The following is a 23572-nucleotide window of genomic DNA, read 5'->3' on the forward strand; positions in this document are numbered from 1 at the left end:
GAATACTTGACACGAACAGAGACCGAATAAGCGTATGTGTGGCATTACCGGCATTTTCGATACCCGTGGCGCAAGCGAGATGTCCCGCGAGCTGCTGCACCGCATGAACGAAACCCAGTTCCATCGCGGCCCCGACGAAGGCGGCCTGCATCTGGAGCCCGGCGTGGCGCTGGGCCACCGGCGGCTGTCGATCATCGACCTCTCGTCCGGACAGCAGCCGCTGTTCAACGAAGACGGCTCGGTGGTGGTGGTGTTCAACGGCGAGATATACAACTTCCAGGAACTGGTGCCCGAGCTCGAAGCGCTGGGCCATGTGTTCCGCACCCATTCCGATACCGAAGTCATCGTCCATGCCTGGGAAGCCTGGGGCGAAGCCTGCGTGGCACGCTTTCGCGGCATGTTCGCGTTTGCCCTGTGGGACCGCAATCAGGGCACGCTGTTCGTGGTGCGCGACCGCTTCGGCGTCAAGCCGCTGTACTACGCCTTTCTCGACAGCGGCGAATTCATTTTCGGCTCCGAACTGAAGGCGCTGATGGCACACCCCGGGCTTGGCCGCGCCATCGATCCGTGCGCTGTCGAAGAGTATTTCGCCTACGGCTACGTACCCGAGCCGCGCACCATTTTTAAAGGCTGCTCCAAGTTGCCGCCCGGGTTCACCCTCACCCTCAAACGCGGCCAGGCGACAGCCCAGCCGAAGCAGTATTGGGACATGCCGTTCACCCCGGTGCAGGTGACCGACGAGGCCGGCGCGATGGACGAGCTGGTCGAGCGGCTCAAGGATTCGGTGCGTCTGCGCATGATCGCCGATGTGCCGCTGGGCGCCTTCCTGTCGGGCGGAGTCGATTCCAGCGCGGTGGTCGCGATGATGGCGACGCAATCCGAAACGCCGGTGAATACCTGTTCGATCGGGTTCGACGATCCGGCCTTCAACGAGATTGAATTTGCCCAGCAGGTGGCCGACCGCTATCACACGCAGCATCACGTCGAGACCGTGGCTGCCGACGACTTCGGCCTGGTCGACAAGCTGGCAAACGTATACGACGAACCCTATGCGGACTCGTCCGCGCTGCCGACCTATCGGGTCTGCGAGCTGGCCAGGAAGCACGTGAAAGTGGCGCTGTCGGGCGACGGCGGCGACGAGCATTTTGCCGGCTACCGGCGCTATCGCTGGTTCCGCTACGAAGAGCGGATGCGCGCGGTGATGCCGCTGGCGCTGCGGCGTCCGCTGTTCGGCGTGCTCGGCAAGCTGTATCCGAAGGCCGACTGGGCACCGAAAGTGTTCCGTGCCAAAACCACGTTCGAGGCACTGGCGCGTGATACCGTCGAAGGCTATTTCCATGGCGTATCGCTGCTGTCCGACGCGCAGCGCAAACAGCTGTTTGCGCCCGCATTCAAGCGCGAGCTGCAGGGCTATCAGGCGGTCGAAGTGCTGCGCCGCCATGCCACAGCGTCTCCCACCGACGACCCCTTGTCGCTGGTGCAATACCTCGACATGAAGACCTATCTGGTCGGCGACATCCTCACCAAGGTGGACCGCGCCAGCATGGCGCACGCACTCGAAGTGCGCGAGCCGCTGCTCGATCACGAACTGATGGGCTGGGTGTCGGGGCTGCCGACCGATCTCAAGCTGCACGGCACCGAAGGCAAATACCTGCTGAAAAAGGCGATGGAACCCTATCTGCCGAACGACGTGCTGTACCGTAAGAAAATGGGTTTCTCGGTGCCGCTGGCCGCATGGTTCCGCGGTCCGCTGGCGGCGACCATCCGCAGCGTGGTGTTGGGCGAGCGGCTGGCTTCGACCGGGCTGTTCAACCAGGGCTTTCTGCGTGAAGTCGTCGAGGCGCATCAGAGCGGACGGCGCGACTATTCGGTGATCCTGTGGACGGTACTGATGTTCGATGCCTTCCTCGCGCAGGTGCTCGGCATGGACGCAAGCGATCGGGCGGCGGCATGAAGATCCTGCACGTTTTCGACCACACCCTGCCGCTGCATTCCGGCTACACCTTTCGCAGCGCAGCGATCCTGCGCGAACAGCGCAAGCTGGGCTGGGACACCCATCACCTGTCGGGCCCCAAGCAGATCAATTGCAGCGTCGCCGAAGAAGACGCCGACGGCCTGCATTTTTACCGCACGCCGAAGCCGAAGGGCTTGCTGGCAAAACTGCCGGGCGTCGACCCGTTTGCAGTGATGGGCGCGATCGAGCCGCGCCTGCTCGAGCTGGCCCGAACCCTGCGTCCCGACGTCATTCATGCCCATTCGCCGGTACTCGATGCGGTGCCGGCGATCCGCGTCGGCCGCAAGCTGGGCATTCCGGTGGTGTACGAAATTCGCGCGTTCTGGGAAGACGCGGCAGTGGATCACGGCACGACCCGCGAAGGCAGCCTGCGCTACAAGCTCACCCGCGCACTGGAAACCTGGGCGGTCAAGAATGCGGATGCCGTCACCGTCATCTGCGAAGGTCTGCGGCAGGATCTGGCGGCGCGCGGCATTGCGCCGGACAAGATCACGGTGATTCCGAACGCGGTCGATATCGACAAATTTGCCGTGGGCGGCCGGCCCGACCCCGAGCTGAAAATGAAACTTGGGCTGGGCACCAGCCGCGTGTTGGGCTTCATCGGTTCGTTTTACGCCTACGAGGGCCTCGACCTGTTGCTCGATGCGCTGCCGGCGATTCTCAAACAGATGCCGGACGTGAAGATCCTGCTGGTCGGCGGCGGGCCGCAGGAACATGCGCTGAAGCAGCAGGTCATGATGCTCGATGTGAAAGAGCGCGTGATTTTTACCGGGCGGGTGCCGCACGCTGACGTGAACCGCTATTACGACCTGATCGATGTGCTGGTGTACGCGCGCCATCCGATGCGCCTGACCGAACTGGTCACGCCGCTGAAGCCGCTGGAGGCGATGGCGCAGGGGCGGCTGATGGTGGCGTCGGATGTCGGCGGCCACAAGGAGTTGATCGAGGATGGCAAGACCGGCGTGCTGTTCCGCGCCGGCGAGGCGGACGACCTGGCTGCCAAGGTGGTGGACTTGCTGAAAAACGAAGCAGGCTGGGATGCGATGAAGCGCAACGGCCGCGCGTTCGTCGAATCCGAGCGCAACTGGACAGCCAGCGTGGCGCGATATCGCGGCGTGTACGGCGGGCTGGTCGGGGAGGCGAGCCTTGGCTGAGGCGACGGCGCCAGAGCACATCGATCTGGTCGTGTTCAGCTCGTTGTTTCCCAGCGCCGCGCGGCCGGCGGCGGGTCTGTTTATCCGCGAGCGCATGTTTCGCGTCGCCCGTCAGCGGCCGCTCGTCGTGGTGTCGCCGCAGCCGTGGTTTCCCGGTCAGGCCCTGATCCGCCGCTGGCGTCCGGACTATCGGCCGCATGCGCCAGCGCTGGAGGTTCAGCAGGGCATCCGCGTCTACCACCCGCGCTTTCTGTCGTTTCCAGGCGTGCTGCGCGGGCTCGACGGCTGGTCAATGGCATGCTGCAGCTACGGGCTGTTACGGCGCCTGAAGCAGCAGGGCGCGCGCCTGATCGATGCGCATTTCGCCTATCCCGACGGCGAGGCAGCCACCCGGCTCGGGCGCTGGCTCGAGCTCCCCGTGACGATTACCTTGCGCGGCACCGAAGTGCCGCACAGCCGCAATCCGGCGCTGCGCCCGCGCCTGGCGCGCGCCCTGCGCTGCGCGACACGGGTGTTTGCGGTGTCGGATTCCTTGCGGCGGCTGGCGCTGGAGCTGGGCACCCCGGCCGAGCGGACCGAAGTCGTCGGCAACGGCGTCGACGTGGCGCGCTTCCACCCGGTCGACCGCCATGAAGCGCGTGTGCGCTTCGGGCTGCCCGCGGATGCGCAAGTACTGATTACAGTGGGCGGGCTGGTGGAGCGCAAGGGCATGCACCGCGTCATCGATTGCCTGCCCGCATTGCTGGTGCGTCATCCTGCGCTGCATTACCTCGTCGTCGGCAGCGGCGGCCCGGAAGGCGACAAGCGCGCCGAACTCGACGCCCAGGTCGCGCGGTTGGGGCTCGCCGGGCGCGTGCACTTTACCGGCGCGGTGGCGCCAGACGAACTGAAGTGGCCGCTATCGGCGTCCGACGTCTTTGTGCTGTCCACCCGCAACGAAGGTTGGGCCAATGTGTTTCTCGAAGCGATGGCGTGCGGCCTGCCGGTCGTCGCCACCGATGTCGGCGGCAATGCCGAGGTGGTGTGCCGGGCCGAACTCGGCAGCATCGTGCCGTTCGGCGATGCCGCCGCCCTGACGGCTGCGCTCGACAGCGCGCTGGACAAACCATGGGATCGCGCCGCGATCCTGGCGTATGCCGAGGCCAACCAGTGGGACAAGCGGGTGGCGCAGTTGCTGCATGCGTTTGCACCCATGCTGGCGGAATCGGGCGCTGCGTCAGAATCGATCGCGGTTCCTACCCGTAAATGAACATGAGCTTTCCTGCCTGGTTTTCTCGCACCGTGTTTCGCGCGCAGGAGGCCGCGATGAAACGGCCGACTTTTTCCGTCCTGGCCGGACTGGAGCACACGCAATGGCTGTCGCCCGACGCGATGCAGGCCGAACAGACTACGCGGCTGAACCAGCTGCTGCAAAGTGCCCTGCTGCACAGCCCGTGGCATGCCGCGCGTTTGCGCGAGGCGGGCCTGGCAGACCGGGTGCAGTCAGGGGCCGTTGCGCTAACGGATCTGGCGGCCTTGCCGACGATGGACAAACGCGATGCGCGCGACCACGTCGAACAGCTGGTATGGCGCGGCGTACCGGGCGGCGTGTTCCGGTATACCACCGGTGGTTCCAGCGGCGAGCCGCTGATTTTTTATTTCGGCCGCGCCCGTCAGGCGGCCGATGCGGCTGGGCGCCTGCGCGCACGCCGCTGGTGGGGCGTCGAACCGGGCGCGCGCGAGGTCTACCTGTGGGGCGCGCCGGTGGAACTGAACAAGACCGACCGCATCAAGACGGTGCGCGACCGTCTGGTCAACCAGCTGCTGCTGAATGCATTCGAGATGTCGCCCGCGCGGATGGATGACTATCTGGGCGCGCTGCAGGCGTGGAACCCGCTGGCCATTTACGGCTATGCCAGCAGCCTCGCCCTGCTGGCGGCGCACGCCGAGGCGCGCGGGATAGTGCTCAGGCTGCCTGCGTTGCGGGTGGTCAGCGCCACCGGCGAGCCGCTGTTTCCGCACCAGCGCGAGCTGATCGAGCGCGTCTTCGGGGTGGCCGTGTCGGTGGAATACGGCGCGCGCGATGCAGGGCTGATGGCGCTGGAGTCGCCCGACGGCGTGCTGCTGCAAATGAGCGAAACCCATCTGATTGAGGTGCTCGACGCGGCCGGACAGCCGGTGGCGGACGGTGAGGAAGGCGAAGCCGTGGTCACCAGTCTGGTGTCCGACGCGCAGCCCTTCATCCGCTATCGCACCGGCGACGTGGTGCGGCGCTCGACGCGCCGCGATCCGGGTGGCCGCGGTCTCGGCGTGCTCGATGCGGTGGTGGGACGGCAGACCGACTTCATCGTCGCTGCCGACGGCCGCATCATGCATGCGCTGGCGCTGATCTACGTGCTGCGCGCGATTGCGGGCGTCGGCCAGTTCAAGCTGGTCCAGCATGCGCTGGACCGCCTGGAGGTGCAGGTGGTGCCGGATGCGCGCTGGAACGAGGCCGCGCGCACCGCCGTGATCGAAGGCCTGCGTGCGCGACTGGGGCCGGCGCTGGCGGTGGACTTGAAACTGCAGGATGCGATTGCCCCCGAAGCCTCGGGCAAACACCGTTATGTTGTCAGCCACGTGCCACTTCCCGGCGCGCTGGCGCAGAAAGCTGAAGCCGCATGAGAGATCTATTCATTACCGCAGTCATCTTCGGCCTGCTGCCGTTTGTCTTCAAGCGACCCTGGCTGGGGATACTGCTGTGGTCGTGGCTGGGCTACATGAACCCGCACCGGCTGGCGTGGGGTTTTGCCTGGAATTTCCCGTTTTCGATGGTGGTCGGCCTGGTCACCATTGCCGCTTTCATGGCATCCAAAGATAAGAACAAGATGCTGTGGACGCGTGAAACCATCGTTCTGCTGCTGTTTGTCGGGTGGATGCTCTTCACCACCCTGTTTGCGATTTTTCCGGAGCTTGCCTGGTTTCAATGGGACAAGGTGTGGAAAATTCAGCTGATGGTGTTTCTTACCGTGCTCATCATCGCCAATCGACATCAATTGCATTGGCTGATCTGGGTGATTGCCCTGTCATTCGGGTTTTATGGGGTCAAGGGGGGAATCTTTACCATCATCAATGGCGGCGCCTACCGGGTGCAGGGGCCTTCCGACACCTTCATTGCAGGCAATAACGAATTGGCGCTGGCGCTGGTGATGGCGATTCCGCTGATCCGCTATCTGCATCTGCAGGCGCACCGCAAGTGGGTCAAAATCGGACTTGCCAGCGCCATGGTGCTGACCGGCGTTGCCGCCATCGGCAGCCAGTCGCGCGGCGGCCTGGTGGCGATGGTGGCGATGGGCCTGTTCCTGTGGCTGAAGAGCCGCAACAAGATCGTCACTGGGTTTTACATGGTGGTTGCCGTGCTCATCATGGCGTCGGTGATGCCGCAGTCGTGGTACGACCGCATGAACACGATCAATACTTATCAAAGCGACCAGTCCACCCAAGGGCGCTTCAATGCCTGGCACACCGCCTTCAATGTGGCGAAGGACCGTATCACGGGTGGCGGCTTCGAGATGTTCAAGCCTCCTGTGTTTCGCCAATATGCGCCCGATCCTTGGAACGTCCATGACGTGCACAGCATCTATTTCGAACAGATGGGCGAGCATGGTTTTATCGGTTTCTCATTGTTCCTGCTGCTGGGCCTGCTGGCCTGGATACGCGCCCAGCAAATCATCAACCGCTGCAAGAAGGATCCGGACAAAAAATGGGCGGCCGATCTGGCGGCGATGATCCAGGTGAGTCTGGTCGGCTATGCAGCGGGCGGCGCTTTCCTCGGCATGAGCTATTTCGATCTGCCCTATCACCTGATGGTCATTCTGGTGCTGACGGCCAAGTTTGCGGGGCTGCTGGAAAAGCAGCCTGCGCCGCTTGCACAGTTTTCCCGGACGGCCAACGCCGCCCGGCCAATCAACTGAGCGTTCCGGTTCGATGCGGGTGTTTAGTGTCGTGTATCAGAAATATCGAAACATAAAACGGCGTCTTTTTTCGCATAGCGGCGTTGCTCGTCGTTGCCATAGAGCTCGCTATGTCGCCTCCTCGCGCCTCTTGTGCCCAGGCCGGCAGGCCGTCGGGTATGCCCTGCGAAAAAATCCATCCGTTTTATTTGCCCCGCTATTTCTGATTCACGACACCAGGAGTCTTCCTTGCTGCGATTGAGCCTGCCGCCCGGCTTGGAGCGAGCGTTCTGGTTCGCCGTGCTGATTCTGTTGGGCGTCGAGTTGGCGCTGCACAGCGATGCCGTCGTGCAGCGCTATCGTTCGGTGTTCGCGGTGGGACGGGCGATGGACAAGCTGCATTTCGTCGAAACCCGGCCGCCGCGTGTGCTCTTCATCGGCAACAGCCGGACCGACAACGGCATCGACCCGCGCGCAGTCAGTCAGGCGCTGGGTCAGCCGGCGGCCTACAGCTTCAACCTGGGTCTGCCAGGCACCAACCTGCTGACCTGGCACGGCATGGTCGAGCGCCTGAACCGGCAGCGCCTGCTGGGCGCCGGCGGCATCCACACGGTGGTGCTTGGGTTGGACGAAAGCGCGCTGCAAGACGACAACTCGCTCGGCTATGTAGGTTTCTTCGCCGACCGCGCCACTTTATGGCAGAGCGGGCGGTATCAGGACTGGCTGGGCAGCGTGGCGCGCCTGTGGTCGTACAGCGGCAACCTGCGGCAACTGCGCGAGCCGGACAAGGCGTTGCGCTTTCTCGCTGCCAGCACGCGGCAGATCGAGCCGGTGGGCGGCGCGGCCGCTGCGCATCTGGGTTACCGCGCCGGCTTCGGCGCGGCGCAGGATCAGGCGCAGGTCGACCGCCAGGAGGACGCCGCGCAGCAGCCGCCTTCGCCCGTCACGCTCGCGTTCCTGTGGCGCATGCTGGATCGGCTGCAGATGCAAGGCGTGAAGGTGTTCGTCACCATCCCGCCGTTGCGCGACCGCGATTCGGCTTTTTACGATGCTGCCGCGAGCGCCGCGCCCTACCGCGCCCTGCTTGCCGCGTTGCAGCGGCGCGGCGTGACGGTGCTGGCCGCCCCCCGCGGTTACGTGCCCGCCGATTTCATCAATGCCGGCCATTTGCGTGACGCGGGCGCGCAGCGCTACAGCACCGACGTCGGCCGGCAGCTGCAGGCGCTGGGAGTGAAATAGAACATGGTGTTCAGCTCGCCTTCCTTCCTGCTGTTTTTTGCGGTGCTGCTGCTGTTTTACGCCAGCGCGCGCAGCTACCGCGAGCGTGCGGCCGTCATCCTGGCAGGCAGCCTGATCTTTTATGCGTCGTGGAAGCCGGTCTATCTCATTCTGCTGGCGGTGTCGGTCAGCCTCAACTACCTGATCTACTCGGGCCTGACGGCGACCCGCAGCAAGCGTCTGCTGACGTTCGGTCTGGTGTTGAATCTGGGCTTTCTCGGCGTCGTCAAATATCTCGGTATGGCGCTGGAAAGCCTGCTCGGCCTGTCGGCCTGGCTCGATATGCCGCTGTTCGGCGCACCGCCCGCCTGGAGCCACTGGGCCTTGCCGCTGGGCATCAGCTTCTACACCTTCCACATGCTGTCGGTGATGATCGATGTCTATCGCGGCGAGTGGACGCACCGCATTTCCTTCCGCGCCTGGTGGCTGTATGTGACTTTCTTCCCGCACATGATCGCCGGCCCCATCCTGCGCGCCTCCGAGCTGGTCGAACAGCTGGAAAACCTGCAGCCGCTGAAGGCCGCCGGCCTCAAGCTGGGCGCGCTGATTTTCATGGCGGGACTGATCAAGAAAGTGCTGTTCGCCGACAATCTGGCGCCGCTGGCGGATACGCTGTTCAGCCAGCCCGGGGCGCTGGACCTGTATACCGCGTGGCTGGCCGCCACCGTGTTCGCACTGCAGATCTATTTCGATTTTTCCGGCTACAGCGAAATGGCCATCGGTCTCGCGCTGGTCTTCGGCGTGACGCTGCCGCGCAACTTCCTGCATCCCTACACCAGCCGCAGCGTGCGCGAATTCTGGCAGCGCTGGCACATCACCCTGTCGCGCTGGCTGCGCGACTACCTCTATATTTCGCTGGGCGGCAACCGCCGCGGCATGCCGCGCAACCTGACCAACCTGATGGTGACCATGCTGCTGGGCGGCCTGTGGCACGGCGCTGCCTGGACGTTCGTGTTCTGGGGCTTTCTGCACGGCAGCTATCTGGTGCTGCACCGCATGCTGCTCGATGGCTACAAGCGGCTCGGCGTGGTGGACGGCTCGACCGTGTCGCGCGCCCTGTCCTGGCTGGGCTGGCCGTTGACGCTGGCGCTGGTGTGGGTGACCTGGGTGTTTTTCCGCGCGCCGTCGTTTCACGATGCCTGGATCATCACTGCAGCGATGCTGGGCTTGCGCGATGCAGGCGATGCGCCTGCCGTGCGCACCTACGTGCAACTGCTGGTGTGGGGCAGCCTGCTGCTGGTATTGCTGGAACCGTGGATCGAGCGTGCGCTGGCGCAGGGATTGCAGCGCTGGGGGCAGCTGCATTTCAGTCTGCGCGGCGGGGTCTATGCAGGGATCGTGCTGGCGGTGATCGTACTGGGCGGCAGCAGCCAGAAATTCATTTATTTCGATTTCTAGCGGGGTATTTTGGTTTCAGTGATCGTTCGCCTGCAGCCACTGTTCCAGCATCATCACCACCCAGATCATTACGCCGTAGTAGCTGGCGTGTGGGCCACGCTGCATCGCCAGCATGTGGTCGAGGTAGGCGGGCTGGATCCAGCCGCGCTGCTTGAAACTGGCGAGGCTGTCGCCGACGGTGTCGCCGAGTGGCGCGTATTGCGTGCTCCAGACGCCAAAGGGCAGGCCGAAGCCGTGCTTGCTCTTGTTGATGATTTTTTCCGGCAGCAGATCGGACAGCGCTTCCTTGAAGAACCAGCGCAGTTTCTGGCCGCGCACCTGATAGTCGACCGGCAGGTGATTGGCGAAGGCGACCATGCGGTCGTCCAGCAGCGGGTAGCGCACCTCGATGCCGGCGGCTTCGGTCATGCTGTTCACCTTGCGCAGGTCGTTGTCGGCGAGGGTGAATTTAAGGTCCAGATGCATCATGCGGTTGATGTACTGGTCCGAGGCGGTGCGTTCGTAGACCTCGATCAGTGCGGCATCGGCGGCCGAGGGGTCGACCGCGCGGATGAAGTCCGCGGTCAGCAACTGGTCGAGCGGGGTGCGGTGCAGGAAGTTGTAGCTTTCCAGCCGCAGCGGCAAGCCGATGTTGGCCTGCTGCACATAGCTTTTCAGTTTGGACAGCGGGAAGCGGCTGGACAGGCCGGGCAAGTGGGCGATCGGCTCGATCAGATTGCGGCGTAGCGCAGCGGGCACGCGGAAGTAGTTTTCGAACAGCTTCTGCTTGGCGTAACGTGCGTTGCCGCCGAAGATTTCGTCGCCACCGTCGCCTGCCAGCATGCGTTCGAAGCCGGCTTCGCGCGCGGCCTGGGCGCAAAAATAGGTGGGCACGGCGGAGGCATTGCCGAAGGGCTCGTCGTAGGCGCCGGCGATGACTGGAATTGCGGTGACGATGTCGGCGGGCTTCAGGTAGTACTCGTGCGGGCGGCTGGCGTAGCGTTCGGCCGCGCAACGCGCGTACTCCATCTCATCGAAGCCGGCGGCGTCGAAGCCGATGGAAAAGGTATCGACCGGCGCACCGCGCGCGGCGCTCAGCGCGCCGACGATGGTGGAGCTGTCGGTGCCGCCGGAGAGGAAAGCTGCAGTGGCCGGGCCGTCGGCGTCGCGCACTGCCTGATCCAGCACGCTGCGGAATTGTGCGCGATGGGTGGCGAACGGCGCCTCGACCGGGGTGTAATCGGCGTGCCAGTAGAAGCGGGTCTGGATCTGGCCGTTGCGGAAGCTGACAAGTTGGCCCGGCAGCAGTTTGCGCACGCCCCGATAGAGGCTGCGCGGCGCCGGCACGGTATGGAAATACAGGTAGTCGTAAATCGCCTGCGGGTCGATGGTGCGGCCGACGGCGGGATGCGCGGCCACGCTCTGGATGCTGCTGCCGAATACCAACTGGCCGCCGTGCTTGGCATAACACAGGCGTTCGGCGCCGACGCGGTCGAGCACCAGGCAGGCCTGGTGCTTGTGGGGTTCGAGCACGGCAAACGCGAAATTGCCGCGCATCAGGGTGGGCAGTTTTTCGCCGTGGCGCAGCCAGCCGTGGGCCACCGCCACAGCGGGGTGGCGTTCGCTGGCCAGCGCGGCGAGCTCGGCATCGAGAAAGACCGGCCGCCCGATCAGGCAGGCAGCGAGGCCGTTCTCGACATGGATGTCCGCCTTGCCGAAGCGCGAGCTGGCAGCCACGCCGAATGCCGGGCTGCTGTGTTCGTGCAGCGGAACGCCGGGCGCCAGATGGGCGGCCTGCCCCATTTGTTTGATCAAGTCCTGGTGCGCGCCGTGGTCGCCGAGCCAGCCAAATATGCCATCCATGGTGTGTCGTGTCAGAGTGATGCGGGATAATGCCCGCCAATATATAACGAGCCGGTGATCAGGCACGAATTCTGCTCACCAGGATTGGGATTGAATCCATGTGCAGCCGTGCCGGTTCGCAAACAATGAAGGTCTATGCGTGTGAGTGAATTTTTCGACAAGGTGAATAAAACGCTGACGCATCACGCGCGCCGGCTGCGGCGTGCGATGCGGGGCATGCGCTGGGATCGCTCGCGTCGGCCCGCCAGCCGCCCCATCATCGTGGTGGGCTGTTCGCGCGCCGGCACCACGCTGGTCTACAAGGTCTTGTCCGAATCGCATGAAATCGGCAGCCTGCAGCGCGAAACCCATGACTACTGGACCGATCTGCACCCGCTGTCGGACAAGCACTGGGACACCCATGCGCTGGATGCCGCGGATGTCGGCGCGACAGACCGGGATGAGGTCAGCCGCTATTTCTATCGCTGGACAGGACACCATCGCTGGGTCGACAAGAACAACCAGAACGGCCTCTGCGTGCCTTATCTGCAGGCGCTGTTTCCCGATGCGGTGTTTGTGTTCGTCAAGCGCAGCCCGGGCGACAACTTGAATTCCCTGATCGAGGGCTGGCGCAAGCCCGACGAATTCGCGACCTGGTCGAACGACTTGCCGGCGACGGTGGCGGTGGAAAACGGCCAGCTCAGCCAGTGGTGCTTTTTCCTCGCCGAGGGCTGGCGCGACTATGTGAATGCGCCGGTCGAGGACGTGGCCGCGTTCCAGTACAACGCGATCAACCAGGCAATTCTCGATGCCCGTGCCGGGCTGCCGGCCTCGCAGTGGGTCGAAGTGTTTTACGAAGATTTTCTGCGCGACCCCGACGCGACGTTCCGCCGGGTGTTCGAGGGCTGCGGCCTGCGCTTCGATGCGGCCCTGCAGGCGCGTTGTGCGGAGGTGCTCGATACGCCGTTCAACGCGTTTTCCGAGATCCGGCTCGACAAGTGGAAGGACGGCCGCAATCGCGAAAAAATCGAGCGCGCGTTGCCGCAGGTGGCAGACGTGGCCGGGCGGATGGGTTACTGATGGCAGTGTGGGCGTTGTTGCCGGCGCTGGTGGGGCTGCTGTGGGTGGGCGTGCTGCTGGCGTTCGCCGCACCGCTGGCGGCGCGCTGGCGCGAACCGGTGCTGAAGCATCCGGTGTTGATCATCGAAAGCGACGACTGGGGCGCGGGCGCCGTGGCGCAGGCCACGGCGTTGCGGCGCCTGGCCGCGCTGCTGCAGGGCGTACGCGATGCGCAGGGCCGTTCCGCCGTCATGACGCTGGGCGTGGTGCTGGAAGTGCCGGACGGCGCGCGCATCGCCGCGTCCGGGTGCGCGGACTATCACGCGCTGCCGTTGGCCGATGCGCGCTTCGACGGCGTGCGCCAGGCCATGCTGGAGGGCATGCAGGCGGGCGTGTTCGCTCCGCAGTTGCATGGCCAGTGCCACTACTGGCCGGCGGCCGTGATGGCCGCCGCGCAAACCGATGGCGCGGTGCGCAGTTGGCTCGCGGCAGCCGAACCCGCCGCCACCGAAGACCTGCCCTCGCACCTGCAAAGCCGCTGGGTCGATGCCGCCAGCCTGCCGTCGCGCGCCCTGCCGGCGGCTGCGGTGCAGGCTGCGGTGGCGGATGAGGCCCTGGCGTATCGGGCAGTGTTCGGCGAAGCGCCGCAGGTGGCCGTCGCCACCACCTTCGTCTGGGACGATGCGGTCGAAGCCGCGTGGCGCGCAGCCGGGGTCGAGGTGATCATCACCCCGGGGCGGCGCGCCACCTGCCGCGACGCCACGGGCAAACCCGCATGCGTCGATGCCGCCATGCTGAGCGGTGAGCGTTCCGGCGCGGGACAAATCTATCTGGTGCGCGACGTGTATTTCGAACCGGCGCTGGGCCACGCGGCGCAGCGCCTGGCGCAGGGACTGCGGCAACGTACCCGGCAGGGGCGCGCCTGTCTGGTGGAAACCCACCGTTTCAATTTCCTGCGCGCGGCGGAAGCCAGTTTTGCCGCGCTCGACACGGCCTTGCATCAGGCTTTGCAGGCCTGCCCCGATCTGCGTTTCATGACGCCGCTGCAACTGGCCCACGCACTCGGCGCCCGCGATCCGGGCTGGGTCGAAACCCGCGTGCTGCCGCGCCTGCGCGCCTGGTGTGCGCGGCTCGATGAGATCCCGCGCTTTCGCCGCATCGCGCAGCTCAGCGGGCTGGCGCTGCCCTTGCGCTTGCTGGGGAGGCCGGCATGAACGCGCGCTTTTCGGTGATCATTCCCGCCTACAACAGTGCAGCCACGCTGGCGCGCGCGATCGAGTCGGTACGCGCGCAAAGCTGGCCGGCGCACGAAATCATCGTGGTGGACGACGGCTCGACCGATGCCACCGCCGACATTGCGCGCCAGTTCGGCGAGGACGTGCGCCTGATCCGGCAGCCCAACAGCGGGGTGTCGGCGGCGCGCAACGCCGGGGCCGCCGCAGCAAGCGGCGACTGGCTGGCATTTCTCGACGCCGACGACTGGTACGCGCCGGAGCGCATCCGGCTGCATGCCGAATGGATCGCCGAAGACCCCGGCCTGGATTTTCTGACCGGCGATTACGAATACCGCGATGCGGCGAATGCGCTGCTCGGCACCTCGATGGCGCAACATGCGGCCGGACGGGCGATGTTGGCGAAATGCGGCGGCGCGTCGCGCGGGGTGATCGACACCCCCGCCGAGATCGCCGCTTTCGTCGCCGATCACTTCGGCGATACGCATACGCTATCGCTGCCGCGTGCGCGCTTTGCCGAGTTGGGCGGGTACCCAACGGGCTTCAAGGTGTGCGAGGACGTGCATTTCCTGGCCAGGCTAGTGGCGCACAGCCGCCGCATCGGCGTGGTGTGCCAGAGCCTCGGTGTCTACGTCATTCACGGCGGCAGCGCCACGCGTCGCGATCCGGTGGCGGCGCAGCGTGAAAATGTGCGCACCCTCGACGATCTGGCGCGACTGGCGGCGCAGTTTCCGCAACCGGTGCGGCAGGGTGTGGCAGCACGCATGCAAAGTGCGCGCTACAACCTCGGCTGCGCCTTGAGTAAAAGCGGCCAGCGTGGCGCGGCCATTCGCGCCGTGCTGCCCTCGCTGGTCGACGCGCCTGGCTGGACCAGCGTGCGTCATGTTTTGTCGATGCTGAAAGGATGATCCGGTGACTCGCCTGCTGGTGCTGACCGAACTGTTTTTGCCGACCAAGGGCGGCACCGCGGTATGGGCGGCCGAGGTGTACAAGCGCCTCGGCGGCAAGGCCATCCATATCGTCACCGCCGACGTGCCGGGGGCGGTGACAGTCGATGCCGTCCACCCCAACACCATTCACCGTCTCAGCCTCAAGCGTGTGGCCTGGCTGCGTCCCGAGTCGCTGGCGATGTATGCGCGCTTCTTCTTCAAGTCGCTGGGCCTCGCGCTCAGCCATCGCTTCGATGCCGTCCACGCGTTCCGCGCCTTGCCGGAAGGCCTGGTGGCGTGGGCCGTGGCGCGGCTGACGCTGCGCCCGGTGGTGATCTATGCCCACGGCGAGGAACTCACCACCTGGGGACGCGGCGGCAAATATCAGGCGATGCGCTTTGCGCTGCGCCACGCCGACCGCGTGATCGCCAACAGCGAGCACACGCGTGACACCCTGTTGACGATGGACGTCGATCCCGCGCGCATCACGGTCATTTATCCCGGAGTCGACGTGGCCGTTTTCAGGCCGGGGCTGGAGGCGAATGGCCTGCGCGAAACGCTGGCCATTCGCACGGACGAAGCCCTGGTGTTTTCGGTCGGCCGCCTGTCGCGCCGCAAGGGCTTCGACCAGATGATCCGGGCGGTGGCGCAATTGCGTGCCGAAGGCAGGGCGCTGCGCTACGTCATCGGCGGAATCGGCGAGGACGCGGATTATCTGGATCGGTTGATCGCCGAGCATCAACTGCAGGACAGCGTGCATCGCATCGGTGCCGTGGGTGAGGCAGACTTGCCGCGCTGGCTCAATGCCTGCGACCTGTTCGCCATGCCCAACCGCGACATCAACGGCGACAACGAAGGCTTCGGCATGGTGTTCATCGAAGCAGCAGCCTGCGGCAAGCCCAGCCTGGCGGGCGAAGCCGGCGGCACCGGTTCGTCGGTGCTGCACCAGCAAACCGGCTTGCGGGTGGATGGCGAGTCGGTCGATGCGGTGGCGGCTGGTCTGCGCATTTTTCTGACCGCGCCGGAACAGGCGCGCGCGTGGGGGCAGCAGGCCCTGCAGCGGGTGCAACGCGAATTTGCCTGGGAGCGCGTGGCAGACAAGACCCGAAAACTGAACCTGAGCCAACCTGATTAACGCCCAATCGACGCCCATGACTGATACTTCGCAAGCCTGGCCGGTCGCCGTATTCGCCCACAACGAGGCGCGCAACATCGTCGCCTGCCTCAACAGCCTGCAGGCCGCCGCCCGCCACCCGATCGAATGCCACGTGCTGGCCAATGCCTGCAGCGACCGCACCGAAGACTTGGTGCGCGACTATGCGGCGCGTCATCCGAATGTGCAGTTGCATTCGATCGCGCTGGGCGACAAGGCCAACGCTTGGAACCGGTTCGTGCACGATTTCGCGTCGCAGGGAGCGTCGCATTATTTTTTCATCGACGGCGACGTGCGGGCGACGCCGGGTGCGCTCGACATCATGGCCGCGGTGCTGACGCAGCACCCGCAGGCCAACGGCGTGTCGGCCCTGCCGAAAAGCGGCCGCGGGGTGGCCGCATTCCAGCGCGACATGCTGAAGGACAACGGCGTGGCGGGCAATCTATACGGCTTGCGCGGCACCTTTGTCGAACGACTCCGCGCGCAGGCGATCCGCATGCCGGTCGGCACCATAGGCGAAGACGCGCTGATGGGCGCGATGCTGAAATGGGATCTGCGCGGCGATACGCGCTGGGACAACAGCCGCGTCGTGGTGGCGCAGGATGCCGGGTTCGAGTTCGATTCGGTGTCGCCCTGGCTGCCGCGCGAATGGAAAAAGTACTACCGGCGGCGCGTGCGTTACAGTGTGCGCGGCTACCAGAATAAAATGCTGGGGCAGGCCATTCAGCCGGCTGGCTTCGAAGCGCTGCCGCAGCAGGTGCGCGCGTTGTATGTGCGTTATCCCGAACTGCTCAGGCTGCAGTGGCGTGGCCTGAATACCCTTTTCGACTGGCTCGCGCTCAAGAGCATCAATCTGGATCGGCAAAAAAATGACGGTTAACGGCAAAGGACCCAAGACAGCATGAAAACTCTGACTCTTCATCGCGCCATGACAACAGGGGTGCTCACAATATTGACGCTTGTCAGCATGCATGCGCACGCGGCTAGAAATATAACGGCGACCGAGATCGCAACATTACCGCCTTATTGCGATGCAAAAATAGGCAGCCAAACCCCTTCAGCCGTGAGCCACTGGGATAAAACCTTGGGCCATGGCAACTGGATACACATACATCACTATTGTGACGGTTTGATCGAGTTGAATCGGTATTTCAAGTTGGTGAGCGCTGCCGACAGGAAAGCGACTCTGGGTCGCGCGGTGTCGCAGTTTGATTACACCTTGAACGCGACCTCACCGGACTTTTCTTTGCGTGCCGACGCGCATTTTAATCGCGGCAGGGCACAGCTGTTACTCGGAAAAGATGGCCAGGCGTTAAACGATTTCTCGAAAGCCCTTGAATTGAATCACGATATGCCCCCGGCCAGCATTGAACTGGCAAAGCTCTACAAGAAGCAGGGTAAGCAGACACAAGCGCTCGCCACGCTTAAATCAGGGCTGTTGTTGTCGCCTGCCCATAAGGGCTTGCGCCGGAATTACGAGGCAATGGGCGGGAATCTCGCTGATATCCCGGAATCGAAACCTGAACCCGCGCCTCAGACTGCAGCCCCCACCCCGATCGCAGCAGAAGCGCCAAAGCCCAGCGAACCGCCTGTCAGTCCTGCATCAGCCGTCCCCGCTGTGGTTGAGCCCAAAATTGGTAACAAAACCAATCCCTGGTGCCGTTTTTGCCCCGACGGACCTGATGAAGCGGTTAAACCCAATTCGAATTGACAATCATGTTTTATACCCGGAAAAACCAGTTGAGACGTTGGTGGTTTGACCTGCGTATGCAAGGTGTTTTGCGATCGCCCCCCTTGATTTTGGGCGATGCAGCGGCGCCACTTTTGCTGTCCCAGTTGCAGCACAAGGATGTGCTGATGTACCTGGCCGCAATCAAATCGTTTGCCAGTTACCTGGCCCCAGGAGAAGTTCATGTTGTTGATGATGGCAGCCTGACAAGCAAGGATTGTGCGTTGTTAAAGTCGCACATCCCAAGTGTTCAAATTCACGCCTTGGCAGATTGCCGTGAGCCAGGTTTGCCAAAGGGCGGCACTTGGGAGCGTCTTATTGCAATCGCGCGCTTGTCGCAGACGCGCTACGTGATTCAATTGGACTCAGACACGCTGACATTGGGGCAAATTGGTGAGGTTGCAGCAGCCGTCCGGCAAGCCAGATCATTCTGCATAGGCACTTGGGACACGCAGGATATCGAAGCCGTCATAGAGCGGGCGCAGCGTACGCGTAAACGATTAGGAGAGGGCCGTGCTCATATTCAGATGCTGGCGGAAGCGAATTTCGACCGCCTGCAGGATGCTGCAAACCTGAAATACGTACGGGGATGTTCGGGATTCTCCGGTTTTGCCCCGGGTGCCGGCAAGCTCGATTTGATGCTGAGTCTGTCTGGCCAGATGCAGGCTTTGCTGGGAGATCGTTGGCTGGAATGGGGTAGCGAGCAGGTGATGTCAAATCTGGTGGTGGCGAACCAGCCGGATGCCATTGTGCTGCCCCACCCCGATTACGCGGACTGCACAAAAATGCAGCCAGGCACACGTTTTGTTCATTTCATCGGAACATGCAGATTTGTTGGGGGACGCTACGCTAGGCTGGTAAACCAGATGGTTTCACAAGAATTAAGATAGGGAACAAGTCTTTTTAGGGGGTGATCGGAATGAGGCTTAAGGCGCTAGTGAAATCTGTTGTTCATAGGGCTGGTGTCGATATCGTACGCTTCGTGCCCGAACTGAATCGACCTTTCGAGGTGCTGCCGCTGCTTGTGCGAGAACATATTGCGACCGGCGAGCCATTTTTTTTCGTGCAGGTTGGTGCAAACGATGGTGTTTTAGACGATCCTTTGCGCGATCTTATTCTTCAGAATCGCTTAGCTGGACTATTAATCGAACCGTTACCCGATATCTTCGACAAGCTTAAGCACAATTACACAGGGCAGCCTCAACTCTTGTTTGAAAATGTGGCCATTCTCAGTAGTGATGGAGTTGTTCCGATACATCGAGTCCGTAGTGACGCAGCTGTACCTCATCATTGGCATGGAATCGCAAGCTTTAATCGCGAGAACTTGCTAGCGCAAGGGGTGGACCCGGAAAATTTAGAAGTTGTGCATGTTCAGGGGACAACCTTACAGTTTCTTCTGACAAAGCATAAGATCGATAAAGTCAATCTATTGCAGATTGATACGGAAGGATATGACTTTGAAATAATTCGGTACGCCTTTGATGCGGGGGTCTTCCCCGACATAATTAACTACGAACATTGTTGGTTGGTTCCTAATATCCGTTACCAATGCAAACAAATGCTTGATAGGTATGGCTATCAATTTCTGGAGGTTGGAAAAGACACATTGGCTGTTCGCCAAGTCTGAAAACGGTGTGCGAGCTAATAGAGCAGTTAATTGACATGGTCGACTGTGTTTTTTTACACATGGCCGCCGAGAGTTTTAGAGGGTGAAAGTGCCGAGTATCGGTATACGCCCCCGGTCGGCGAGCAAGCTCCCCATTGTCATTATTCAAGGCTGGTTAAGGACCTGATCAAGGTGGGGTAGTTTGGCCTGTTGTGCGTACGATAAAGGGCTTGAGACTCTTCCATAAATCGGCCGTCATCTGCGGGTGCGCATTCGACACATCGTGCTGACAGGCCGGGTCGTTTGCAAGGTCGAACAGGCGCAGCAGATGGCCGCTGTCCAGCGGCTGATACACCAGTTTCCAGCGGCCGCGCCGGATCATGCGGTCTTTCGCGTGCAGGATGGTGTCGAGGTATTCAGGCTTGATCGCCAGGGTGCCGCTGGCGCGGTTGGGCACTTCCAGCAGTTCCAGCAGATCCGGGTAGCGCAGATGGCTCGCCGGCAGGCCGGGAATGTCGGCGATCCAGATGCCGGTTTCGTTGAAGGCATCGAGCTCGGGACAGTTGCCGTCCGGGCTCAGGCAGGCCAGCAGCGAAACGCCGTCGATTCCCGCAGCAGGTGGAGCATCGGCCAGATCGAGCAGGGTGGGCACCAGGTCGATCGAGCGCACCACCCGATCGATTTTGCCGCACGGCGGGCGACGTGGGTCGTGGATCAGCAGCGGGATGCGCGGGCTGAAATCACCGACGGCCGAGTTGCCCTGGCCCCAGGTGTCGTGCTCGAAAAACTCCATGCCGTGATCGGAATACACCACCACGATCGTATTGCCGGCCAGTCCGCAGACATCGAGATGCGCCAGCATCTTGCCGACTTCGTCGTCGAACTCCGCTACGCAGCCGTCGTATAGATCGACGATCTGGTCGAGGTCGAATTCCTCTTTGGGCGCGCCCTGGCGGCGAATGATCTCGAACGGATCGGTGAGGCGCGCCATCGCGAACTTGGATTCGCCGGCGTGACCCGGGTCGGTAAAGCGGGCATACCACGGCCACTCCGAGGCGAACGGCGGGTGGGTGGTGGAATAGAACAGGTTGAGAAAAAACGGCTGAGCGTCTTCCGCCAGACGCGATACCAGTCGCCGTGCCCGCTTGCCCAGCGGTTGCGTCAACGGCACGCCGCCCAGGTAGTACAGCTCGGGCAACAACAGCCGCCCCAGCCGGTTGTGGGTGAACAGGGAGACGAACAGGCGCAGGTCTTTGGGGCCCTGACGGATCAGGTATTTCAGGTTCCACTGGTCTGCCGGCAGGTCGGTGTAGTCGAAGCCGAACGAGTACTTGCCGAGATCGGCGCCGCACCAGTCGGAAATGGCTGCAGTGCGATAGCCCGATTGCTTCAGCAGGGTGGGCAAGGCATCGTTTTTCAGCCGGGTGTTTTCGTCGTCGACGAAATTGTCGCGGATGCCATGGGTGTGCGGCCAGGTGCCGGTCAGCATCGAGATCAGACTGGGCGCGGTGCGCGCGCAGGGCACGTAACAGTTGCTGAATAGCGCGCCGGATGCCGCCAGCCGGTCGATGTGCGGGGTCAGCGCACGGTGGTAGCCGAGTGCGCCCAGGCGGTCGGCCCGCAGCGTGTCGGAGCCGATCATCAGGATGTTGGGCGCCGCCCCGGACGCACGCGGTGCAGGCTTGCGCGGCGCGCGCGCCTGCGGTTGCCAGCTGGCCCAGACCAGCGTGCCGCTGAAGAACAGCGCCGTCGTCCACAGTGCGATCAGGTCGCCCAGCCGGTTTTCCCGCGCCAGCTGCCAGGAAGCCGCCATCAGCAGCAGCCCGCCGAGCACCCCGCCGCCCCATTGGATCCCGGCTATCCGGGCGGGCGTCATCCATTGCCACAACGGATACAGCCGGCTCATGCGGTAATGCATCGACGCCACCAGCAGGCCGGGATTGAAGCGCAGCTTGCGGACGAACTGCAGCGCGAAGCTGCCGAGAATGCCGAGGACGGCGGCGCCGAGCGCGATGGCGGTCGACCAGCCAATGCCGCTGACGGTGACCAGCATAAAGGCCAGCAGCATGCCGATGCCACCGGTGAACAGCATCAGGCCGAATGCCCACAGCGACAGCCGCGCCAGCGCATAGAGCGTGTAGCGCTGGTAGTGGGTGAGCACTTCCTCGCGGATGCGCGGTCCGGTCTGCGAAAAATCGAGCAATGATTTGGTGAGCAGGGCTGCCGTGCCGGCGCCCGCCACGCCGAGCGCCGGCAGCAGCGCTGCCCAGCGGGCGTCGCCACTGGCGAACCAGGCGATCAGCCCGCAGGCGGCAGTGACGATGGCCAGCGCCTCGATGCGCAGGATGCCGGCGTCGGGCGGCAGGTTCAGCCGCTTGCCGCGAAAGCCGGACTCGCGGTGGCCCTGGATTTCGCCCAGCGCCGCCGCCGTGCGCACCCAGTAAAAACGCCGCTTGGCCCACGACAGGCTGAATACGCTGTGGAAACCATACTCCGCCAGCTTGCGCCACATGTAGGCCGGAACCGAGCCGCCGCCGTGAATACGTGCGGTCGAGCGGGTGCGTTGGTAGCTTTTCTTCAGCAGGTAGCCCAGCTGCAAGCGCTCGGTGTCCACGTAATGGTGCTGCACGATGTCCGGCGCGTACTGGCAGCGTTCGCCGCGCGCCATGGCGCGCAGCACGTATTCGCTGTCTTCGCCGCCGCCCAGGTCGTGGCCGACCGGCCCCAGCTCGGTGGAAAACTGCCCGGCCAGTTCGAACACGCGCCGCCGCACCACCAGGTTGCCGCCGCCCGGGATGGGACCGACTTCGGCGCTGATGGTCTTCGGCGTCATCCCTTGGTCAAAACGCGGCACCGGCAAGGGGTAGATGCGGTACGCCCCTTCGTCGTGGACCCACGACGGCTCGCTGCCATCCCAGTCCGGCAGGATGCGCCCACAGTAGAGGCCGGCGTCGGGCCAGGCGGTGACGGCGCGTTCGATCGCCATCAGGTAGTCGTCGTCGACGCGGTGATCGTCGTCCACGAAGGCAGTGAGTTCGGTTTCGATCTGCGGGATCGCCTCGTTCAGCGCGTGTGACTTACCCGGCGTCGGTACCGTGATCACGCGCAGCGGCAGCCAGTCGTTGGCGACTTGCTGCGCCTGATACGCCTGCATCTGCGCCACGGTGTCGTCGCTGCAGGCGTTGGCGGCCACCAGGATCTGCATGGGCATCGCGGGACGCCGGGCGCGGTTGAGCGAAGCCAGGGCCTTGTGCAGCAGGTCTGCCCGGTTGTGGGTGCAGATGAGGAGGGTGAGTTCGGTCACTTGCGGTATTGCTTGGCGCGCCGCCAGAAGCCGGTGAGCAATTGGTTGTGCAGCCGGTATGCCGCCTTGGCGAGCATCGAGGGCGGGGGCGCGGAAGTAGCAAGTTCATATCCGAATTCGCGCAAGGTTTTTCCGCTCACGCTTTCGAATGCCCGGATTTGGGCGGCCGTCATTTTGCGGCGCCATTTTTCGGCGTTGTCAGCTTGCAGGGGCTTATGCACCAAGGGCGTTTTGCCCGGGTCGTCCACTGCCGCGACATCGAACAGCTCGGCTGAGTATTCCTCATCCAGAAAATCACAGAGCGTTTTCATGGTGGTATCAGGCTGATCGAGCAAATCTTCGTAGCGTAATTCCAGATACTGGCTGGATGTCAGTTGGCGGCCGAGCGCGCGGCCCTTTTCGACATAACTTTCCCAATACTCGGCAGCGAAATAAGCGTTGTAGACATAGAAGTCATGCTGTCTACCAAACAGAGAAAGCGTGACGTCCCGTCCGTCGCGAATCAGGTGGACGATCTGCGCATCCGGGAACCATTCGAGCAGGATGGGCAGGTGCATTACGTAATAGGGTGTTTTGTCTCCCCAGCGCACCTTGCCTTCGCCCTGCGCATTTTTTTCGAACAGGCCCGAGATGATTGCCGGCATGCTATGACGGCCGTCAGCATGCAGTTCGCGGGCCAGCGTGTCGATATCGAATTTCATTCCCTGCAGATCGGTTTCCAGAAAGTCCTGGCTTTGCTTGTGCATGGCCTGCAATACGGTGCGGATATTTGCCAGCTGGCTGAGGTCGCCATATTTGGCCTGATCGCGATAGAGCGGGATGAAAAAATGCGATTCGCCGGTTGGGAAGGAAATGCGCGGATGGTTGCGCAACCGGTACTGCAGCATGGTGGTGCCTGAGCGGGGGGCACCGACAATGAAAATTGGGCCGTTGCGCGGAGCAATGTGATTGGACTGCGATGTCATAGGTAGTCGGGTGATCGGA

18 protein-coding genes are annotated in these 23572 nt (G+C 63.3%); 15 read left to right on the top strand and 3 right to left on the bottom strand.

What is annotated here, in order from left to right:
• The first annotated feature begins 34 nt into the window (after positions 1 to 34).
• The 7 genes from IV098_RS01950 to IV098_RS01980 all read left to right on the top strand — a co-directional run bounded on the left by IV098_RS01950 (position 35) and on the right by IV098_RS01980 (position 9755).
• On the top strand, positions 35 to 1954 hold the full coding sequence (locus tag IV098_RS01950; protein WP_296885904.1) for an XrtA/PEP-CTERM system amidotransferase: 1920 nt from the start codon (positions 35 to 37) through the stop codon (positions 1952 to 1954).
• Positions 1951 to 3168, top strand: coding sequence for a TIGR04063 family PEP-CTERM/XrtA system glycosyltransferase (locus IV098_RS01955; RefSeq protein ID WP_296885906.1), 1218 nt, complete (start codon positions 1951 to 1953; stop codon positions 3166 to 3168). Before IV098_RS01950 ends, IV098_RS01955 begins: the two co-directional genes overlap by 4 nt.
• Positions 3161 to 4417 (top strand): glycosyltransferase, encoded by a 1257-nt coding sequence (locus tag IV098_RS01960; RefSeq protein WP_296885908.1) that lies wholly within the window; start codon positions 3161 to 3163, stop codon positions 4415 to 4417. Before IV098_RS01955 ends, IV098_RS01960 begins: the two co-directional genes overlap by 8 nt.
• Before the next feature lie 56 nt (positions 4418 to 4473).
• Positions 4474 to 5811, top strand: a complete 1338-nt coding sequence (locus IV098_RS01965; protein ID WP_296885910.1) for a phenylacetate--CoA ligase family protein — start codon at positions 4474 to 4476, stop codon at positions 5809 to 5811.
• On the top strand, positions 5808 to 7100 hold the full coding sequence (locus IV098_RS01970; RefSeq protein WP_296885912.1) for a putative O-glycosylation ligase, exosortase A system-associated: 1293 nt from the start codon (positions 5808 to 5810) through the stop codon (positions 7098 to 7100). The genes IV098_RS01965 and IV098_RS01970 overlap by 4 nt, the downstream gene beginning before the upstream one ends.
• Before the next feature lie 228 nt (positions 7101 to 7328).
• Positions 7329 to 8318: a hypothetical protein gene (locus IV098_RS01975; protein ID WP_296885914.1), complete on the top strand. Its 990-nt coding sequence runs from the start codon at positions 7329 to 7331 to the stop codon at positions 8316 to 8318.
• A 3-nt stretch (positions 8319 to 8321) separates the two neighbouring features.
• Positions 8322 to 9755 (top strand): MBOAT family O-acyltransferase, encoded by a 1434-nt coding sequence (locus IV098_RS01980; protein ID WP_296885916.1) that lies wholly within the window; start codon positions 8322 to 8324, stop codon positions 9753 to 9755.
• Positions 9756 to 9770: 15 nt separating this feature from the next.
• On the opposite strand, the gene IV098_RS01985 is transcribed toward IV098_RS01980, so the two are convergent.
• Positions 9771 to 11597, bottom strand: a complete 1827-nt coding sequence (locus tag IV098_RS01985; RefSeq protein ID WP_296885918.1) for an asparagine synthase-related protein — start codon at positions 11595 to 11597, stop codon at positions 9771 to 9773.
• Positions 11598 to 11732: 135 nt separating this feature from the next.
• Between IV098_RS01985 and IV098_RS01990 the strand changes: the two genes are divergently transcribed.
• From IV098_RS01990 to IV098_RS02025, 8 genes are read left to right on the top strand one after another with little or no spacing between them, the layout of a single operon-like run.
• The gene (locus IV098_RS01990; RefSeq protein ID WP_296885921.1) at positions 11733 to 12656 is read left to right on the top strand and encodes a sulfotransferase; all 924 of its coding nucleotides are present in this window, start codon (positions 11733 to 11735) and stop codon (positions 12654 to 12656) included.
• Positions 12656 to 13849: a hypothetical protein gene (locus tag IV098_RS01995; protein ID WP_296885923.1), complete on the top strand. Its 1194-nt coding sequence runs from the start codon at positions 12656 to 12658 to the stop codon at positions 13847 to 13849. The genes IV098_RS01990 and IV098_RS01995 overlap by 1 nt, the downstream gene beginning before the upstream one ends.
• A complete protein-coding gene (locus tag IV098_RS02000; RefSeq protein WP_296885924.1) occupies positions 13846 to 14775 on the top strand; it encodes a glycosyltransferase family 2 protein in 930 nt (309 codons plus the stop codon). Before IV098_RS01995 ends, IV098_RS02000 begins: the two co-directional genes overlap by 4 nt.
• 4 nt (positions 14776 to 14779) lie before the next feature.
• A complete protein-coding gene (locus tag IV098_RS02005) occupies positions 14780 to 15931 on the top strand; it encodes a glycosyltransferase family 4 protein (RefSeq protein WP_296885926.1) in 1152 nt (383 codons plus the stop codon).
• Between the two features lie 16 nt (positions 15932 to 15947).
• The gene (locus tag IV098_RS02010) at positions 15948 to 16829 is read left to right on the top strand and encodes a glycosyltransferase family A protein (protein ID WP_296885928.1); all 882 of its coding nucleotides are present in this window, start codon (positions 15948 to 15950) and stop codon (positions 16827 to 16829) included.
• Positions 16830 to 16850: 21 nt separating this feature from the next.
• Complete coding sequence (locus IV098_RS02015; protein WP_296885930.1) at positions 16851 to 17660, top strand: tetratricopeptide repeat protein; 810 nt, start codon at positions 16851 to 16853, stop codon at positions 17658 to 17660.
• Positions 17661 to 17665: 5 nt separating this feature from the next.
• The gene (locus IV098_RS02020; RefSeq protein ID WP_296885932.1) at positions 17666 to 18568 is read left to right on the top strand and encodes a hypothetical protein; all 903 of its coding nucleotides are present in this window, start codon (positions 17666 to 17668) and stop codon (positions 18566 to 18568) included.
• A 47-nt stretch (positions 18569 to 18615) separates the two neighbouring features.
• Positions 18616 to 19305 (top strand): FkbM family methyltransferase, encoded by a 690-nt coding sequence (locus IV098_RS02025; RefSeq protein WP_296885934.1) that lies wholly within the window; start codon positions 18616 to 18618, stop codon positions 19303 to 19305.
• Positions 19306 to 19471: 166 nt separating this feature from the next.
• Here IV098_RS02025 and IV098_RS02030 read toward each other — a convergent pair whose 3' ends face one another.
• Positions 19472 to 22588 (bottom strand): sulfatase-like hydrolase/transferase, encoded by a 3117-nt coding sequence (locus tag IV098_RS02030; RefSeq protein WP_296885937.1) that lies wholly within the window; start codon positions 22586 to 22588, stop codon positions 19472 to 19474.
• The gene (locus IV098_RS02035; protein WP_367114164.1) at positions 22585 to 23553 is read right to left on the bottom strand and encodes a sulfotransferase; all 969 of its coding nucleotides are present in this window, start codon (positions 23551 to 23553) and stop codon (positions 22585 to 22587) included. Before IV098_RS02035 ends, IV098_RS02030 begins: the two co-directional genes overlap by 4 nt.
• Positions 23554 to 23572: the final 19 nt, after the last annotated feature.

The organism is Thiobacillus sp., assembly GCF_018780105.1.
Lineage (GTDB): Bacteria > Pseudomonadota > Gammaproteobacteria > Burkholderiales > Thiobacillaceae > Thiobacillus.

What these genes read in the sequence shown, in the direction of transcription:
- IV098_RS01950 (WP_296885904.1), top strand. Translation starts at nt 35, where the DNA reads ATGTGTGGCATTACCGGCATTTTCGATACCCGTGGCGCAAGCGAGATG.
- IV098_RS01955 (WP_296885906.1), top strand. Translation starts at nt 1,951, where the DNA reads ATGAAGATCCTGCACGTTTTCGACCACACCCTGCCGCTGCATTCCGGC.
- IV098_RS01965 (WP_296885910.1), top strand. Translation starts at nt 4,474, where the DNA reads ATGAAACGGCCGACTTTTTCCGTCCTGGCCGGACTGGAGCACACGCAA.
- IV098_RS01970 (WP_296885912.1), top strand. Translation starts at nt 5,808, where the DNA reads ATGAGAGATCTATTCATTACCGCAGTCATCTTCGGCCTGCTGCCGTTT.
- IV098_RS01980 (WP_296885916.1), top strand. Translation starts at nt 8,322, where the DNA reads ATGGTGTTCAGCTCGCCTTCCTTCCTGCTGTTTTTTGCGGTGCTGCTG.
- IV098_RS01985 (WP_296885918.1), bottom strand. Translation starts at nt 11,597, where the DNA reads ATGGATGGCATATTTGGCTGGCTCGGCGACCACGGCGCGCACCAGGAC.
- IV098_RS01990 (WP_296885921.1), top strand. Translation starts at nt 11,733, where the DNA reads ATGCGTGTGAGTGAATTTTTCGACAAGGTGAATAAAACGCTGACGCAT.
- IV098_RS01995 (WP_296885923.1), top strand. Translation starts at nt 12,656, where the DNA reads ATGGCAGTGTGGGCGTTGTTGCCGGCGCTGGTGGGGCTGCTGTGGGTG.
- IV098_RS02000 (WP_296885924.1), top strand. Translation starts at nt 13,846, where the DNA reads ATGAACGCGCGCTTTTCGGTGATCATTCCCGCCTACAACAGTGCAGCC.
- IV098_RS02010 (WP_296885928.1), top strand. Translation starts at nt 15,948, where the DNA reads ATGACTGATACTTCGCAAGCCTGGCCGGTCGCCGTATTCGCCCACAAC.
- IV098_RS02015 (WP_296885930.1), top strand. Translation starts at nt 16,851, where the DNA reads ATGAAAACTCTGACTCTTCATCGCGCCATGACAACAGGGGTGCTCACA.
- IV098_RS02020 (WP_296885932.1), top strand. Translation starts at nt 17,666, where the DNA reads ATGTTTTATACCCGGAAAAACCAGTTGAGACGTTGGTGGTTTGACCTG.
- IV098_RS02035 (WP_367114164.1), bottom strand. Translation starts at nt 23,553, where the DNA reads ATGACATCGCAGTCCAATCACATTGCTCCGCGCAACGGCCCAATTTTC.